A 17,141-nucleotide genomic window follows, 5' to 3' on the forward strand; every position below is an offset into this window, starting at 1 on the left:
CGTACCGTTGTAGTACGACCCGCATAAGCAACGCGCCCACAGAGGACGGAACGCATCCAGCCCGCCGGGCGACCGGCACCATCAGGATGCACACGACATAGCGACAGAGCCCGGCAGCGGGCGCGACCAACGAAACGAGGAAAAGCCATGGCACACGCGCGGAACGGATCTCCAACTCCCGTCACGACGAAGACCGCCAACAGCAAAACCTTGATTGAGAACGGTCGCCGCGTCGCTCCGTCAGGCCGCCCCGGGGCCCAGGGTCTCTATGACCCGGCCAACGAACACGATGCCTGCGGCATCGGCATGATCGCCAACATCAAGAACAAGCCCAGCCACGAAGTGGTCGAGAAGGGTCTCGAAATCCTCGAGAATCTCGAACACCGCGGCGCCGTGGGCGCCGACCCGCTGATGGGCGACGGCGCCGGCATCCTGGTGCAGACCCCGCATGCCTTCTTCAAGAAGGTGCTGCCCTTTGCTCTGCCCGAAAAGCATCACTACGCCGTAGCCATGCTGTTCTATCCCAACACATCGGGCCTGCGCGATCGCGTGGCCGAAGTGGTGCATGGCTGCCTCGCCGCCGAAGGCCTGGCGCTGCTCGGCGAGCGCGTCGTGCCGACCGACAATTCGAGGCTCAGCGCCGGCGTCATCGAGACCCAACCGGTCATCGAGCAGATGGTCATCGCCCGCCCCGATGGCCTGACCCTCGACGAATTCGAGCGCAAGCTGCTCATCGTGCGCAAGGTCATCTCAAACACCGTCTATGCCAAGGTGCCCGAGAGCAACAGCGACAACGGCTTCTATGTCGTCTCCATGTCGGCCCGCACCATCGTCTATAAGGGCATGTTCCTGGCCTACCAGCTCGGCCCCTTCTATCCCGATCTCGGCGACGAGGCGTTCGAGAGCGCCATCGCCTTGGTCCATCAGCGCTTTTCCACCAACACCTTCCCCTCCTGGAAGCTGGCCCACCCCTACCGCATGACCACCCATAATGGTGAAATCAACACCATCCGTGGCAACGTCAACTGGATGGCCGCCCGCCAGGCCTCGGTCTCCTCGCCCCTCTTCGGCGATGACATTACCAAGATCTGGCCGATCTCCTACGAAGGCCAGTCCGATACCGCCTGCTTCGACAACGCGCTCGAATTCCTCGTGCGCGGCGGCTATTCGCTGCCGCACGCGGCCATGATGCTGATCCCCGAAGCCTGGGCCGGCAATCCGCTGATGGATGAGACGCGCCGCGCCTTCTACGAATATCACGCCGCCCTGATGGAGCCATGGGACGGCCCCGCCGCCATGTCGCTCAGCGACGGCCGCTACGTCGTCGCTACCCTCGACCGCAACGGCCTGCGCCCCGCGCGCTACCTCGTGACCAAGGAAGGTCATGTCGTCCTCGCCTCCGAATCCGGCGTGCTCGACATTCCCGACGAAGACATCGTCGAGCGCTGGCGCCTGCAGCCAGGCCGCATGCTGCTGATCGACCTCGAAGAGGGTCGCATCATCTCCGATGACGAGATCAAGCGGACGCTGGCCACGAAGAACCCCTATGCCGAATGGCTCGCCCGCAGCCAGATCGTGCTGGAAGACCTGCCCGCCGTGCCGCCCAAGGCCCCCCAGACCACCGAGTCCCTGCTCGATCGCCTGCAGGCCTTCGGCTACACCCAGGAAGACATCAAGCTGCTGATGACGCCCATGGCCACGACAGGCCAGGAAGCCGTCGGCTCCATGGGCACCGACACGCCCATTTCCGCCCTGAGCCAGAAGTCCAAGCTCCTTTACACCTATTTCAAGCAGAACTTCGCCCAGGTCACCAATCCGCCCATCGACCCGATCCGCGAGGAATCGGTGATGAGCCTCGTCAGCTTCATCGGCCCGCGCCCCAACATCTTCGACCTTGAAGGCGTCAGCCGCGAAAAGCGTCTCGAAGTGCGTCAGCCCATTCTCACCAACGAGGATCTCGAAAAGATCCGCGCTATCGGTGGCATGGATACCAACCAGTTCAAGACCAAGACCATCGACATCACCTATCCCGCCGATATGGGCGCGGTGGGCATGGAAGCGGCTATCGATGCCATCTGCCAGGAGGCCGAGGCCGCCGTCCGGGGCGAATACAACATCATCATCCTGAGCGACCGGCGCATTGCCGCCGACCGGCTCGATATCCCGACTCTGCTGGCGCTCGCCGCGGTGCACCACCACTTGATCCGCAAGGGGTTGCGCACCTCGACAGGCCTCGTCGTGGAAACCGGCGAAGCCCGCGAAATGCACCATTTCGCCATGCTGGCCGGTTATGGCGCCGAAGCCATCAACCCCTATCTGGCCTTCGAGGTGCTCTCCGCGCTCCATGCCGAGGGCGAATTCCCCGACGAGGTGGATGCCGCCGAAGTCGTGCACCGCTATATCAAGTCGGTGGGCAAGGGCCTGCTTAAGGTCATGTCCAAGATGGGCATCTCCACCTACCAGTCCTATTGTGGCGCCCAGATTTTCGACGCCGTCGGCCTCAAGACCGATTTCGTCAAGCGCTTCTTCTTCGGCACTGCCACCACCATCGAGGGCGTCGGCCTGGCCGAGGTCGCCGAGGAAACCGTGCGCCGCCACCGCGACGCCTTCGGCGACGACGCCGTGCTGCGCAAGGCGCTCGATGTAGGCGGCGAATATATGTACCGCATCCGCGGCGAAAAGCATGCCTGGAGCCCCGACGTGGTCTCCGATCTGCAACACGCCGTCCGGACGAAGGACGAAAGCCCCGAAACGGCGCAGGAGCGCTATGACAGCTTCGCCGCCCGCGTGAATTCGGGCGAAAACGGCTACCTGGCCATCCGCAACCTCTTCGACATCAAGCCGCTCGGCGAAGCCGTGCCGCTCGATGAGGTCGAGCCCGCCGTGGACATCGTCAAGCGTTTCGTCACCGGCGCCATGTCCTTCGGCTCCATCTCGCGCGAAGCCCACACCACCCTGGCCCAGGCGATGAACCGCATTGGCGGCAAGTCCAATACCGGCGAAGGCGGCGAGGAGCCCGATCGCTACAAGCCCCTGCCCGATGGCTCGCAGAACCCGTTGCGTTCGGCCATCAAGCAGATCGCGTCCGGCCGCTTCGGCGTCACCACCGAATACCTGGTCAATGCCGACGCCCTCCAGATCAAGGTCGCGCAGGGCGCCAAGCCCGGCGAAGGCGGTCAGTTGCCCGGCCACAAGGTCGACTGGATCGTCGCCAAGACGCGCCATTCCACCCCCGGCGTCGGCCTCATCAGCCCGCCGCCGCATCACGACATCTATTCCATCGAAGACCTCGCCCAGCTCATCTACGATCTAAAGAACGTCAATGAGCAGGCCGATATCTCGGTCAAGCTGGTGTCCGAAGTCGGCGTCGGCACGGTCGCTGCCGGCGTCGCCAAGGCGCGCGCCGACCACATCACCGTCTCCGGCTATGATGGCGGCACCGGCGCTTCGCCCCTGACCTCGCTCAAGCATGCCGGCGGCCCCTGGGAAATCGGCCTCGCCGAAACCCACCAGACACTGGTGCTGAACCGCCTGCGTTCGCGCGTCGTGCTGCAGGTCGATGGCGGTCTCAAGACCGGCCGCGACGTGCTCATCGGCGCCCTGCTCGGCGCCGACGAATTCGGCTTCTCCACCGCGCCTTTGATCGCGGCCGGCTGCATCATGATGCGCAAGTGCCACCTCAATACCTGCCCGGTTGGCGTCGCCACCCAGGACCCGGTTTTGCGCAAGCGCTTCAAGGGCACGCCCGAGCACGTCATCAACTACTTCTTCTTCATCGCCGAAGAGCTGCGTGGCCTGATGGCGTCAATGGGTGCCCGCACGATGCGCGACCTCATCGGCCGCTCGGACCTGCTCGACCAGAAGAAGGTGGTCGAATACTGGAAGAGCCAGGGCGTCGATTTCAGCAAGCTGATCTACAAGCCCGAGCCCATCGGCGGCGACACGCTCTATCACTCCGAGTTCCAGAACCATCACCTCGAAGCCGTGCTCGACCGCAAGCTGGTCGAGCTGGCCGAGCCGGCTCTGGCCCGCGGTGAAGCCGTGCAGATCGAGCTGCCCATCCGCAGCCGCGACCGCTCGGCCGGCGCCATGCTGTCGGGCGCACTTGCCCGCAAGTACGGTCATGAAGGCCTCCCCGACGACACCATCTCGATCAAGCTGACCGGCACCGCCGGCCAGAGCTTCGGCGCCTTCCTCGCCCGCGGCATCTCCATCGACATGGTGGGCGACGCCAACGACTATGTCGGCAAGGGTCTCTCCGGCGGCCGCATCGTCGTACGCCCGTCCGACAAGGCCGCCTTCGAGCCTTCCAGGTCCATCATTGTCGGCAACACCGTGCTCTATGGCGCCATTGCAGGCGAGTGCTACTTCCGCGGCATAGCCGGCGAACGCTTCGCCGTGCGCAATTCCGGCGCCATCGCCGTTGTCGAAGGCACCGGCGATCACGGCTGCGAATATATGACCGGCGGTGTCGTCGTCGTCATCGGCCAGACCGGCCGCAACTTCGCTGCCGGCATGAGTGGCGGCGTCGCCTATGTCCTCGACGAAGACGAGACCTTCCGCGAGCGCTGCAACCTCGCCATGGTCGAGCTGGAGCCGGTGTCCGAGGAAGAAGCGCTGATGCAGAAGCTACACCACCATGGCGGAGACCTCGAATGGCATGGCCGCGTCGATATATCGGGCGACATGACCAAGCATGACGACGAGCGCCTGCACCAGCTCATCTCCAACCACCTGCACTATACCGGCTCGGACCGCGCCAAATTCATTCTCGACCACTGGGTCGAGATGCGCCCGAAATTCGTCAAGGTGATGCCGGTGGAATACCGCCGCGCCATCAAGGAGATGGAAAAGAAGCGGGCGAGTGGCGCAATGGGCGTGGCGGCAGAGTAAGGAGAGAGCGAAAATGGGTAAGGTAACAGGCTTTCTCGAGATCGAGCGCGAAGAGCCCAGGTATGAACCGGCTTCCGACCGCATCCGGCATTTTGGCGAATTCACCATTCCCATGTCGGAAGGCCGCATCGTCGATCAGGCGGCGCGCTGCATGGATTGCGGCGTGCCCTTCTGCCACGGCGATACCGGCTGCCCGGTCAACAACCAGATCCCGGACTGGAACGACCTCGTCTACAAGGGCGATTGGGAGGAGGCTGCGCGCAACCTCCACACCACCAACAACTTCCCCGAATTCACCGGCCGCATCTGCCCCGCGCCCTGCGAGGAAGCCTGCACGCTGAACCTGGAAGACATTCCGGTCGCCATCAAGACGGTGGAACAGGCCATTGCCGACCGCGCCATCCGCAATGGCTGGATCAAGCCGCAGATATCAGCGAGCAAGACCGGCAAGTCCGTCGCCATTGTCGGCTCCGGCCCGGCCGGCATGGCTGCCGCCCAGCAGCTCGCCCGCGCCGGCCACGACGTGCATGTCTATGAGCGCGAGCCCAAGGCCGGCGGCCTGATGCGCTATGGCATCCCCGACTTCAAGATGGAAAAGCAGCATATCGACTTCCGCGTCACCCAGATGGAAGCCGAAGGCGTCACCTTCCACTACAACGAAAATATCGGCATCACCCGCCCGCTCTCCGACCTGACGGGCCGCCACGATGCCGTGCTGCTCTGCGGCGGTTCGGAAAAGCCGCGCGATGTCGATAGCGAGGGCACCGACCTCAACGGCGTCCACTTCGCCATGCCCTTCCTCGTGCAGCAGAACCGGCGCCTGGGCGGCGAGGACGTGTCCGCCGAAGTCCAGCTCACCGCGGCGGGCAAGCATGTCGTTGTGGTCGGCGGCGGCGATACCGCGTCCGACTGCGTTGGCACCAGCTTCCGCCAGGGCGCCATCGCCGTCACCCAGCTCGACGTGCGCCCCATGCCGCCCGAGCTCGAAAACAAGCTGACCAACTGGCCCAACTGGGCGGTCAAGATGCGCACTTCCTCGTCCCAGGCCGAAGGCGCCATCCGCGAATTCGCCGCCGGCACGATGAAGATCGTTGGCAATACCAGGGGCGAGGTCACCGGCGTCGAATGCGCCCGCGTCGATCGCAAGCGCCAGCCCATTCCCGGCACCGAATTCATCATCAAGGCTGACCTGGTGCTGCTGGCCATCGGCTTCGCCAGCCCGGTGCATGAAGGCATGCTGACCGAGCTGGGCGCCCAGTTCGACAAGCGCGGCAATCTCTTCGCCGACACCATGAGCTACAAGACCACGGTCCCTAAGGTCTATGCCGCCGGCGACATGCGCCGCGGTCAGTCCCTCGTCGTCTGGGCCATCCGCGAAGGCCGCCAGGCCGCTCGCTCCATCGACTTCGATCTCATGGGCAAGACGGATTTGCCGCGCTGATTTGCGTTAACAGATGACCGGCTAGCCACCGGACCCACCCTCCCCCTTGCGGGGAGGGCAGCACAGCTTGGCGCTTTGGCGCCTAGCGGCGCTGGGTGGGGGTGCGGAAGCCACGATATTTGGGCCAAACACCCCCCACCCTTGATCCCTCCCCGCAAGGGGAGGGAGATGACTGCGCGGTCGGTTCTCTTCACCTGCCGCTACCGTCGATGCCAACAGTCTGCTAACCAATTCGCGCCACCTGCTACCCGGAATCGCGCATGACCCAGAAGCCCTACACCGTCGATGAACTCATCTCGGCCAAGGCCATCGCCGCCCGCGTCGAGGCCCTCGCCAAGGAGATATCCTCTCACTATGCCGATACCGACAAGCTCGTCGTGGTCGGCCTGTTGCGCGGTTCCTTCATCTTCATCGCCGACCTGGTGCGCGAGCTCGACCTGCCCGTGGAAGTCGATTTCATGGAAGCGTCCTCCTATGGCAATTCCACCGAATCCAGCCGGGAAGTGAGAATTCTCAAGGATTTGCGCGGCGAGATCGCCGGTCGCGACGTGCTGGTCGTGGAAGACATTGTCGATACCGGCTATACGCTCAAGCACGTCCTCGAAATCCTCGAGACCCGCCATCCCCGCCGCATGGAAGTCTGCGCCCTGCTCAACAAGCCCAGCCGCCGCGAGACCGACGTCACCGCCCGCTGGGTCGGCTTCGATATCCCCGATAAATTCGTCGTCGGCTACGGCATCGACTACGCCCAGCGCAACCGCAACCTCCCCCATATCGGCGCCGTCCGCTTTACCGGCTGAACGTTTTTCTAAAACTTATCCCCGCCCGCAAAACCTCCGGCATACTGCTCACCGCCCGCCGTCATTCTCCACGGAACCGTCCGTGGGGTCCGTGCCGACACCAAACGCATCGACCCGCCCCACCGGCGCCGTCACCAGTTGTTCGAGCGTGAAGGGCTGCGCCAGCGGAGCGCTCGCCGCGGTCACCAGTTCCGCTGCCCGCGCCGGCACCCGGCTGATCGGGATCACCGCGCCCGCCACCTCCAGCAGCCGCGCCGCGCCCAGCCCCTGATAGGGCGGCCGCAGCATCACCGCCGCATCGGTGCCCAGCAGCGGATCGGCCACCGCGATGGTGACGCCGCCCCCGCGATAGAAGGCCCGGATCGTCTGGCTGAGATAGAAGGCCAGCTTGTCGGCACCCGCCGAGGAAAAATGGATGCCGTCATCCTTGCGCATGCGGGCATTCTGCCCATTCACATCGGGGCCATGCGAGGAATACTTGCCGTCTTCGCCAAGAAAACGTTCATAGATATCAAGGAATTCCGCCCCGCCCGAAAAGCTCGCCAGCCGCTGGATATTGCTGATCTGGCTGATTGCCGCCGAATATTCGCTCTTGGACATGGGCGGCAGGCCGAGCCAGATCACCGGCTTGCGGGCGGCCCGCAGCTTGCCGAGAAAACTGGTGATGCGCGCCTGGTAGGCCGCATTCCATTCGTCGGTCAGCGGTTCGTAGCTACCGCCAGGCACAGTGATTTCCTGCCGGTCGTTGATGCCGATCATCACCACGGCAAGATCGAAACTGTCGGCGGCAATCTGCTCTGATATCGCCGCATCCCAGTCGAAATAGTCGAACCGCACGAAGCCCGAGGAACTGACACCCTGGTTGATCACCACCAAGTTGGGGTCTTCGGCATAGAACCGTTCCAGCGCCCGGCTGAGATCGATGGCGAGGGAATCCCCGAATACCGCCAGCCGCGTGGCATCGGGCGCCTTTTCCACCTGCGGCTTGGGCGGTGGCAGGGCGGCGGCCGGAGCGGCCTGGCGCGGGGCCTGCTGCACCGGCGCTGGCGCCGGCTCGGGCTCCCCGAACAGCAGGTCGAACAGCGTCCGCCGCTTCTGCTGCTGCGCCACGACAATGGTTTCGGAACTCTGGGCAAAGGCGGGCGCCACGTCGATGAAGACGAGCATGCCGACCAGCAATGCGACAACCAGGCGGATCATGCCTTTCCTCTAGCAAAACCGGCGCGGCAACACCATCGACGTCCCCATCATGTTACCGCGTCGCGGCCTCCAGCGCCTCATAGGACGCTCGAGTGATGAAGCCATCCGCCACCTGCCCCTGGTCCGCCTGGAACCGCGCATAGGCCTCCTGGCTGATCGGCCCCAGCCGCCCGTCCACGATGCCGTCATAGAGTCCCAACTGCGACAGCGCCTGCTGGATCGCCTGCCGCTGCGCCAGATTGGGAAGCGCGGCACCGCGCGGCCAGTCGTCGACGAAGGCACCGCCACCCTTGAGGCGATCGGCCATATGCGCCACGCTCATGGCGTAGCTGTCCGAGAAATTGTACCCCTTGAGCACCAGATAATTCTGCGTCATCAGGAATTTAGGACCGTCCTTGCCAGCCGGCACATAAAGAAAGACCGGCAGGTTCGGATCGGCGAATTGCCGTCCCGCCACCCGCACGATTCCGCGCTCGGCAAAGAATGACACCGGTCGCAATTGGGTTCGCGTCGCCAGCAGATAGTCGAAGCCATCAGGCACCACCACTTCCATGCCCCAGTCCACGCCCGGCTGATAGCCGAGCGCCCGCAGGAAGCGCGCGCTGGTGGCCAGGGCGTCGGCCAGCGAATGGTGCAGGTCCACCCTGCCATCGCCATCCCCATCGGTGCCATGCGCCACGACATTGGATGGATTGACCTGTAAATGCCCGATGGCGCCCGCCCACGAGCCCACCAGCGATTGCGCATCGAGCGGGCCGCGCTGCACCAGCAGCAGCGCCGCGATCAGGTCGCCCTCGTCCTCGGCCAGGCGCGTGCGCCGCTGATGCACCAGCGTTGCCAGCGCCCGCACGACAGGGCCGATCAGCCGCTCATTGTCCAATACGGCGCCATAGTCGGTCTCCATCCCCCAGATGGCGCCGAGGATGAAGGGATCGACCCCATAGGCCTGGCCGACCGACGTGAACAGCGCCGAATTGCGGGCAATCGCCGCCTTGCCGCGCGCAATCCGCCCCGCCGTCACGCGGCCCTCGATATAGTCCCAGACCGGCGTGGTGAATTCGGGCTGGCTGGTTACCAGCTCCGGCACGCGCGGGTCGGGCGTCAGCCCGCCCATGGCCGCGTCATAGACGGCGCCGCTCACCCCAGCAGCCAGCGCCTTGGCGCGGAAACTGGCAATGAAACTGTCGAAGCTCTCGACGGGTTGGGCAACGGCGGAAGTGGTGAGCAGGCAGACGAGTAGCAAGGCCAAGATGTGCATATCGTCCTCCTCTGGTCCAACAAACTCGATGTCACCCGGCCTTGAGAATGGGGTAGTCCGATGGCCAGAACTACCGGTTGCGTGTCATCAGATGGCGTTCCCACCAATAGGCGGATTCGACAATCTCGGTCAGATCGTCATGCTGCGGCACCCAGCCGAGCAGGTTCCGCACCTTCTCTCCGGTCGCAGTGATCGAGGCCGGATCGCCCGGCCGGCGCGGCCCTTCTTCGGCGCGGAAATCGACGCCCGACACCGCCCGCACCGTCTCGACCACCTGCCGGACCGAATAGCCCTGGCCATAGGCGCAATTGAGCGTCGTGCTCTCCCCGCCGCCGCGCAAATGCTTGAGCAGCAACGCATGGGCCGCGATCAGGTCGGTGACATGGATATAGTCGCGGATGCAGGTGCCGTCGGGCGTTTCGTAATCTGTGCCGAAGATATCCATCTTGTCCCGCTGCCCCAAAGCGGTCTGGCACGCCACCTTGATGAGATGGGTGGCCAGCGGCGTCGATTGCCCGCTGCGCTTGCCCGGATCGGCCCCAGCGACGTTGAAGTAGCGCAAGACTCCATAGGTCATTGGATGCGCCGCCGCGACATCGGCCAGCATCCACTCGGTCATCAGCTTGGAGCGGCCATAGGGCGACATCGGGTTGAGCGGCGTGGTCTCGACCACCGGGGCCAGCCCGGTCATGCCATAGACGGCCGCGGTCGAGGAAAAGATGAAATGCTTGACCCCGCCCTTGATCGCGGCCTCGATCAGATTGCGCGAGGTCGCGGTGTTGTTGCCATAGTATTTCAGCGGGTCGATGACCGACTCGGGAACCACGATCGAGCCGGCGAAATGCACGATTTCGGTAATGCCGTGCTTTTCGATCAGCCGCCGCACATGGTCGATATCGCCGGCATTGCCGGGCTCGAAAATCGCCCGGCCATCGACGGCCCAATCGAATCCGGTGACAAGATTGTCGAGCACGACCACCTTTTCGCCGGCATCTGTCAGGTTCAGCACCATGTGGCTGCCGATATAGCCTGCCCCGCCAGTCACCAGAACGGTCATGGATTAACTCCGTATTTCAATCGCTTATTCGCCTTGATGATATTTTAGAGTGGTTGAGATAGCTTTACATTGATCCCAGCATGGAGTGCATGATTTGCCCAAGCGCGTCAGAACGGCTGTATTTCCCGTCGCCGGCCTCGGAACCCGTTTCCTTCCCGCCACCAAGGCTATGCCCAAAGAAATGCTGACGGTAGTCGATCGTCCGCTGATCCAGTATGCGGTCGATGAGGCACGCGAAGCCGGAATCGAGCATTTCGTTTTCGTCACTGGCCGCAACAAGGCTGTCATCGAAGACCATTTCGACCGCCAGTTCGAGCTTGAGGCGACGCTGGAAGCGCGCGGCAAGACGCAGGCGCTCGACGAGTTGCGCAAGGAGCTGCCCTCGGCCGGCCGCACCAGCTTCACCCGCCAGCAGGAACCCCTGGGGCTTGGTCATGCCGTCTGGTGCGCGCGCGATATCGTCGGCGACCAGCCCTTCGCCCTGCTGCTGCCCGATATGGTGTTTCGCGCCAAGCCGGGCGTTCTCCGCCAGATGATGGACGCTTACGAGGAAACCGGCGGCAACGTCATCGGCGTCGAGGAATGCGCCTGGGAGGATGTGTCCTCCTATGGTGTCGTCGTGCGCGGCGAAGGCACCGATACCGGTTTCAAGATCGATGGCATGGTCGAAAAGCCCAAGCGCGATGAGGCTCCGTCCAACCTCTTCATTTCCGGGCGCTATATCCTGCAGCCGGAAATCTTTACCCTGCTGGCCGAACAGACCAAGGGCGCAGGCGGCGAAATCCAGCTCACCGATGCCATGCAGGTCCTGATGCAGAAGCAGGCCTTCACCGGCGTCAAATATGACGGCAAGGTCTTCGACTGCGGCTCCAAGCTGGGCTTCCTGACTGCCAATGTCGTCTTCGCGCTGGACCGCGACGACATCCGCGAAGGCTTCCTCAAGGAGCTGCGCAACCTCGATCTCGAGGACCACCTCTAGCGCGAGAGTGTGATACCCACGGTGATGCGGTGCGCATCCTGCGTGCCGTTCGCCGTGCTCTCGGCGTGATCGTAGCCATAGTCTGCCGACAGGGCCGTGTGGGCGTTGACCTTGTAGTCGGCGCCCGCGCCCAGCCCGTAGCCGGTCTCGGTATCCGCACTGCCGGCAAAGCGCGCCGCGTTCCAATCGGCCAGCGCCCGCAGCCCCAGCCAGGAATTGACGGTATAGGCAACCTCGGCATTGGCCGTATAGTCCACCCGCGCCGTGCCGCCGCCATTGGGGCCGGGAGGCGCGACGGTGGTGGCAAAGCCCGCCGTCATCCGCCAGGTCGGATCAGGCGTGAAGGTGATCTGCGCATCGTAGAGCTGGGTGACCACCTCGCCCAGGCTCGCCGCATCGAAGCGCCGCAGCCCCACGCCGGTCGAGGCCGTGACTTCGAGGATGTCGTTCCAGCGGCCCGTCACCCCACCCTTGAGCGTGACGTCGGTCGCATTGGGATAGGCGGCGAGGGCCGTCGAAGGCTGGTCGAAGATATCTCGACCGGCCCCGGCCTGGCCGAACACTTCAAAGATCGGAGTGACCTGGAAGCCGACGCGCAACCCCGCATCGATCGCCCAGTAGTTCTGATCGGAATTGTCGGTCACGGCAGCGGTGGTCAGCGTCGTGGGGCCGAAAATGTTGCGTTGCGCGGCGCCGGTGACGCCGATGTTGAACTTGCCGAACTGCCGGGCAATGCCGACATCGCCGCCGCCGCTGATGGTTTGCGGGGCAATGGCGATATTGGTGGCCAGTCCAGGGGTGCCCGGCGTCGCCTGGGTCAGCGACAGATTGCCAGCAGCGGTGGCGCGGGTGACGCTATCGAGATCATAGCCGGCCTGCAGCCCCAGCCGCAGTGCGCCGATATCGACCTTGCCGCCTTCGCTGGGCCGCACGATCTCGGCACTGGCATCGAAATTGATCGCCGAACGGCTGCCGATATGTTCGAGCCCGATGCTTGGGACCAGCCTGATATCGAAGCGTTCGCCCGACGTGGCCTTGCTGTAGCTGCCGCGCAGGGCCACCGACCAGTCGATATCGAAGAGCGGATCATAGGGTTCGCGCAGCCACTCGCCGCTGTCGAGCACCGGCCCGGCTGGATAGACATCGGGCAGCAGGCGCTCATTGTCGGTGCCTGAACCATCGCCGGCATACCCCGATTGCGCCAGTGCCGGCGCGGCAAGGCAAAGCATGCAGAGCGCCGTAGCGCCTGCCTGTCTTGCCATCTGCTGCGACCACAAGGGCAAGATGCTCTCCGCCAGCCGAAATCGACCCGCAGCGTGATGCCCGGGCGCGTGGCGATCCTTCCACCTTATGGTTAACGAAACCTTGTCAGGCCGCCTCGACCTTGAGCACCGCGCCCGCATTGCCGACGATGCGCACGCGCTGGCCGGCCGGCATGTCGGCGCCGGAAACCCGCCACACCGTATCTCCCAGCACGATGCGGCCGAAGCCCTCTTGGATCGCCTGTTCGAGCACCGCCTCCTGGCCGATGAACTGGTCGGCCCGCCGGTTGAGATAGGGCCGGTCGGTGGCCGCCGGCCGGCCGCGCGTCCAGCGCACCCAGAGCGCGATGCTGATCAGCGACAGCACGCCGAAGATCAGCCATTGCAGCGGCCAGCCGATGGGCTGGACCAGCACGATGAGCCCCGTGACGATGCCTGAAATGCCCATCCACAGCAGGAATCCGCCCGGCACGATCAGTTCGAGCGCGAGCAGCACCAGTCCGGCAACGATCCAGGCCCAGGGCCCGTTGCCTGCAATGAAATCGACGACCTGCATAGCGCTTCTCCTGTCAGCCCGCCGATGGCGGCCGGCTTGGCCGGACCGGCGTCGATGGGGCCCCGCCGCCAAAGGTTTCGCGGGCGATTTCGGCAATGCCGCCGATCGAGCCGATGACGCTGGCCGCCTCGACCGGCAGCATCAGCACCTTCTGGTTGGGCGACGTGGCAATGCCCTCCAGCGCCTTGATATAGTTGTTGGCGACGAAATAGTTGATGGCCTGCACATTGCCCGAGGCAATGGCGTCGCTGACCATCTGCGTCGCCTTGGCTTCAGCCTCGGCAGAGCGCTCGCGCGCCTCGGCGTCCCGGAAGGCAGCTTCCTTGCGGCCCTCGGCCTCCAGCACCTGCGCCTGCTTGGCGCCTTCTGCCTGCAGGATTGCCGACTGTCGCCTGCCCTCTGCTTCCAGAATGGCTGCTCTTTTCTCGCGTTCTGCCTTCATCTGGCGGCCCATCGAATCCACCAGGTCCTTGGGCGGGTCGATATCCTTGATCTCGATGCGGGTAATCTTGACGCCCCAGGGCGACACGGCCGTATCGACCACCTTGAGCAGCCGATGGTTGATCTCGTCGCGATTGGACAGCAGCTCATCAAGGTCCATCGAACCCATCACGGTACGGATATTGGTCATGGTGAGGTTGAGGATGGCGTTTTCGAGGTTGGACACCTCATAGGCCGCCGCGGCCGCATCGAGGATTTGATAAAAGGTCACGCCATTGGCGGTGATGGAGGCGTTGTCGCGCGTGATCACCTCCTGGTGGGGCACGTCGAGCACCTGCTCCATGACGTTGATTTTCTTGCCGATGCCGTCGATGAACGGCACGATCAGGTTGAGACCGGGCTTGAGCGTGCGGGTATATTTGCCGAAGCGCTCCACCGTATAATTATAACCCTGCGGCACCGTCTTGGCGCCGGCGAACAGCACCAGGAGCGCGAGGATACCGAGGCCGATCAGCGTGATGCTGAGCCCGTCGAGCGCGAAGCCGTCAAAGATTTCCATCGCTGATTCTCCCTTGGTCTTCATGGCCGCGACTTTAGGGTTGCGCGCCGGCCGGTGCAACGCATGGAACGCCGGGCACGCATCGACGTTGAGCTGTTCGACAAGCGGCAGGAGAGATTGCGCTGGACCAGCCCACCCCACTCGATCCACAGGCCGGCATTGCCGCAGCCGAGGCGGCAGGTATCAGGCTGACCAGCGCTGACCGGGTCATATACCCGGACCAGGGCGTGACCAAGGCCGACCTCGTCGCCTATTACGCCGCCGTGGCCGAAGCCATGCTGCCCTATGTGGCGAACCGTCCGCTGAGCCTGGTGCGCTGTCCGCAGGGCCGCTCGAAATTCTGCTTCTTCCAGAAGCACGACAGCGGCGGCTTTCCCGGTGCCATGGCCTCGTCGCCGATTACCGAGAAAGACGGCAGCACCGACAACTATTTCCACATCGAGAACCTGGCCGGGCTGATCGCCGGGACGCAGATGAACGTGCTGGAGTGGCACCTGTGGGGCGCCCGTTTCGACGATATCGAAAGGCCCGAGCGCATTGTCTTCGACATCGACCCCGACGAGGGCATGGGTTTTGAACATGTGCGCGATGCCGCCCTCGATATCCGCACCGAACTCGGCGCCTGGGCGCTGGACAGCTACGCGCTTCTGACCGGCGGCAAGGGCATACATGTCATTGCCCCGCTGCGCCCGGTTACGGAATGGCCCGAGGTCAAGGGCTTCTGCAAGACCTTTGCCCAGCGCCTCGCCGACAAATTCCCCGATCGCTTCACGGCCAATTCGCGCAAGGCCAGCCGCAAGGGCAAGCTGTTCATCGACTATCTGCGCAACGAGCGCGGCGCGACCGCCATTGCTCCCTGGTCCACCCGCTCGCGGCAAGGCGCTCCGGTCGCCGTGCCAATCAGTTGGGACGAGCTGAAGACGATCAAGGCCGCCAGCCAGTTTTCGCTGGCTGACGCCGCCCAGCGGGCCAGGCAGCCCGATCCGTGGCAATATTACTTCACCACCACCCAATCGATCACCAAGGCCATGTGGAGCGCCGTGGACGGGCCGAAGCGCTAAGGCATAGGCAGATTCACCCGCCGGTCGATGCCCAGCGTCACCGCGATGACCACGAAGGCGAAGATGACCATGCCCAGCGCGATGACATGGGCCTCGCCCCATTGCAGCCGCTCGACATAGTCGTAGAGCGCGATGGCGATGACCTTGGTCTGGCCTGGAATATTGCCGCCGATCATCAGCACTACGCCGAATTCGCCCACCGTATGCGCGAAGGTCATTACCGCGCCGGTGATATAGCCGGGCCGCGCCAGCGGCAGCGCGACACGCCAGAAGCGCTGCCAGTCGCTGGCACCCAGGCTCGAAGCCACTTCCAGCGGGTCATTGCCGATAGCGGCAAAGCCGTTGCGCAGCGGCTGCACCATGAAGGGCAGCGAATAAAAGAATGAGCCGATGACCAGGCCGGTGAAGGAAAAGGCCAGCGTCCGCCCGCCCCAGAAGGAAGCGACCCAGCCGCCCGGCCCATTGGGGCCGAGCGCGATCAACAGGTAGAAACCCAGCACCGTCGGCGGCAGCACCAGCGGCATGGACACCACGGCCCCGACCAGTTCGCGATAGCGGCTCCCGCTGCGCGCCAGCCACCAGCCGATGGGCGTGCCGAAGACCAGCAGGATCAGCGTGTTGATCGCGGCCAGGGTCAGCGTCAGGCTGACCGGGGTCCAGATATCGGCAAAGCTCACGATCACCCTCCCAGGCGTGACCCGCACCCGGCCACGCGGTTCGTCATTTACGCCAACTCACGGCGTCATTCCCGCGGAAGCGGGAATCTCCCTGTCGACACAAGAAGGGGGATTCCCGCTTCCGCGGGAATGACGTTGCGGGTTGGACGGGACTGCAGGCTACTCAACCAGATAGCCCGCCGCCTCGATCACCACCACCGCAGCGTCGCTCCTGAGGAAATCGACATAGGCCGTGGCTGCCGGATTGCCCTCGCCGGTCTTGAGCAGCACCGCATCCTGGCGGATCGGCTCGAACAGGTTGGCCGGCACGATCCACACGCCGGATTTGCCGGCTACCTGGCTGGCGGCGACGAAGCCGAGTTCTGCATTGCCGCTTTCCACGAATTGCAGTGTCTGGGTGATGTTCTCGCCGGTCACCAGCTTGGGCGTGACGGCATCGGTGAGGCCAAGCGCGGCAATGGTTTCGGTAGCGGCCTGTCCATAGGGGGCGGTCGCGGGGTCAGCGATGGCGATCTTGTCGAAGGCGCCAGCCTCTAGCACGGCCTTGCCATCGGCCATATCGATCGAGGTGCTGTAGAGCGCCAGCGCCCCGATGGCATAGGTGAACACGCTGCCCCCGACGCCGAAACCTTCCGTCACCGCCTGCGTGGGTCGCACATCGTCTGCGGCAAGAAACACCTCGAACGGCGCGCCCTGCGTGATCTGGGTATAGAGCTGGCCGGTGGCGCCGAAACTATAGGTCACGTCATGGCCCGTCTCCGCCTTGAACAGTGGCGCCAGCTCCTCGGCAACCTTGGTGAAATTGGCCGCCACGGCCACGCTGACGCTTTCCGCATGTGCGGCGGTGGAGAGCAGCAGGCCGGCCAATACGCCCAGGACCATGCAGTTCATCATCGGCTCCAATATGGTTTGAAATCCATAGCGGATTTCACCCAGCCCGGAGGACCAAGGCAAGCG

At 64.2% G+C, this 17,141-nt stretch carries 13 protein-coding genes; 5 read left to right on the forward strand and 8 right to left on the reverse strand.

The genetic code is table 11. From position 1 onward, the window contains the following. Nucleotides 1-147 precede the first annotated feature (147 nt). From gltB to hpt, 3 genes are all read left to right on the forward strand, one after another. Nucleotides 148-4,893: a glutamate synthase large subunit gene (gltB, locus tag ASD04_RS13490; RefSeq protein WP_056257844.1), complete on the forward strand. Its 4,746-nt coding sequence runs from the start codon at nt 148-150 to the stop codon at nt 4,891-4,893. 13 nt (nt 4,894-4,906) lie between these two features. Next, nucleotides 4,907-6,334 carry a glutamate synthase subunit beta gene (locus tag ASD04_RS13495; protein ID WP_056257847.1) on the forward strand — a complete coding sequence of 476 codons (1,428 nt, stop codon included), beginning with the start codon at nt 4,907-4,909 and terminating at the stop codon, nt 6,332-6,334. 260 nt (nt 6,335-6,594) lie between these two features. Next, the gene (gene hpt, locus ASD04_RS13500; RefSeq protein ID WP_056257850.1) at nt 6,595-7,134 is read left to right on the forward strand and encodes a hypoxanthine phosphoribosyltransferase; all 540 of its coding nucleotides are present in this window, start codon (nt 6,595-6,597) and stop codon (nt 7,132-7,134) included. 48 nt (nt 7,135-7,182) lie between these two features. On the opposite strand, the gene ASD04_RS13505 is transcribed toward hpt, so the two are convergent. The 3 genes from ASD04_RS13505 to galE form a co-directional block, all read right to left on the reverse strand. Further along, entirely contained in the window at nt 7,183-8,334 is a 1,152-nt protein-coding gene (locus ASD04_RS13505) for a DUF459 domain-containing protein (RefSeq protein ID WP_056257852.1), read from the reverse strand. A gap of 52 nt (nt 8,335-8,386) precedes the next feature. Further along, a complete protein-coding gene (locus ASD04_RS13510) occupies nt 8,387-9,592 on the reverse strand; it encodes a lytic murein transglycosylase (RefSeq protein ID WP_056257855.1) in 1,206 nt (401 codons plus the stop codon). Between the two features lie 70 nt (nt 9,593-9,662). Beyond that, the gene (gene galE / locus ASD04_RS13515; protein ID WP_056257857.1) at nt 9,663-10,649 is read right to left on the reverse strand and encodes a UDP-glucose 4-epimerase GalE; all 987 of its coding nucleotides are present in this window, start codon (nt 10,647-10,649) and stop codon (nt 9,663-9,665) included. 94 nt (nt 10,650-10,743) lie between these two features. Here galE and galU point away from each other — a divergent pair, with 94 nt between their 5' ends. Further along, nucleotides 10,744-11,628, forward strand: a complete 885-nt coding sequence (galU, locus tag ASD04_RS13520; RefSeq protein WP_056257860.1) for a UTP--glucose-1-phosphate uridylyltransferase GalU — start codon at nt 10,744-10,746, stop codon at nt 11,626-11,628. Here the strand turns inward: galU and ASD04_RS13525 are convergent. The 3 genes from ASD04_RS13525 to ASD04_RS13535 form a co-directional block, all read right to left on the reverse strand. Next, on the reverse strand, nt 11,625-12,890 hold the full coding sequence (locus ASD04_RS13525) for an outer membrane beta-barrel protein (protein ID WP_162245135.1): 1,266 nt from the start codon (nt 12,888-12,890) through the stop codon (nt 11,625-11,627). The genes galU and ASD04_RS13525 overlap by 4 nt on opposite strands. A 106-nt stretch (nt 12,891-12,996) precedes the next feature. Further along, a complete protein-coding gene (locus ASD04_RS13530; protein WP_056257865.1) occupies nt 12,997-13,446 on the reverse strand; it encodes an NfeD family protein in 450 nt (149 codons plus the stop codon). 13 nt (nt 13,447-13,459) lie between these two features. Further along, entirely contained in the window at nt 13,460-14,446 is a 987-nt protein-coding gene (locus ASD04_RS13535; RefSeq protein WP_056257868.1) for an SPFH domain-containing protein, read from the reverse strand. Nucleotides 14,447-14,634: 188 nt separating this feature from the next. Here ASD04_RS13535 and ligD point away from each other — a divergent pair, with 188 nt between their 5' ends. Continuing rightward, complete coding sequence (gene ligD, locus ASD04_RS13540; RefSeq protein WP_280137678.1) at nt 14,635-15,507, forward strand: non-homologous end-joining DNA ligase; 873 nt, start codon at nt 14,635-14,637, stop codon at nt 15,505-15,507. Here the strand turns inward: ligD and modB are convergent. Together modB and modA are read right to left on the reverse strand one after the other, a co-directional pair. Further along, entirely contained in the window at nt 15,504-16,187 is a 684-nt protein-coding gene (gene modB, locus ASD04_RS13545; RefSeq protein ID WP_156461264.1) for a molybdate ABC transporter permease subunit, read from the reverse strand. The genes ligD and modB overlap by 4 nt on opposite strands. A 156-nt stretch (nt 16,188-16,343) precedes the next feature. Beyond that, nucleotides 16,344-17,138, reverse strand: coding sequence for a molybdate ABC transporter substrate-binding protein (gene modA / locus ASD04_RS13550; RefSeq protein WP_244488319.1), 795 nt, complete (start codon nt 17,136-17,138; stop codon nt 16,344-16,346). Between the last annotated feature and the right edge of the window lie 3 nt (nt 17,139-17,141).

This window comes from Devosia sp. Root436, assembly GCF_001426345.1.
Taxonomy (GTDB): domain Bacteria; phylum Pseudomonadota; class Alphaproteobacteria; order Rhizobiales; family Devosiaceae; genus Devosia.

Bases quoted from the DNA above. Each gene is read 5' to 3' on its own strand.
- gltB (WP_056257844.1), top strand. From the start codon at position 148: ATGGCACACGCGCGGAACGGATCTCCAACTCCCGTCACGACGAAGACC.
- ASD04_RS13495 (WP_056257847.1), top strand. From the start codon at position 4,907: ATGGGTAAGGTAACAGGCTTTCTCGAGATCGAGCGCGAAGAGCCCAGG.
- hpt (WP_056257850.1), top strand. From the start codon at position 6,595: ATGACCCAGAAGCCCTACACCGTCGATGAACTCATCTCGGCCAAGGCC.
- ASD04_RS13505 (WP_056257852.1), bottom strand. From the start codon at position 8,334: ATGATCCGCCTGGTTGTCGCATTGCTGGTCGGCATGCTCGTCTTCATC.
- ASD04_RS13510 (WP_056257855.1), bottom strand. From the start codon at position 9,592: ATGCACATCTTGGCCTTGCTACTCGTCTGCCTGCTCACCACTTCCGCC.
- galE (WP_056257857.1), bottom strand. From the start codon at position 10,649: ATGACCGTTCTGGTGACTGGCGGGGCAGGCTATATCGGCAGCCACATG.
- ASD04_RS13525 (WP_162245135.1), bottom strand. From the start codon at position 12,890: ATGGCAAGACAGGCAGGCGCTACGGCGCTCTGCATGCTTTGCCTTGCC.
- ASD04_RS13530 (WP_056257865.1), bottom strand. From the start codon at position 13,446: ATGCAGGTCGTCGATTTCATTGCAGGCAACGGGCCCTGGGCCTGGATC.
- ASD04_RS13535 (WP_056257868.1), bottom strand. From the start codon at position 14,446: ATGGAAATCTTTGACGGCTTCGCGCTCGACGGGCTCAGCATCACGCTG.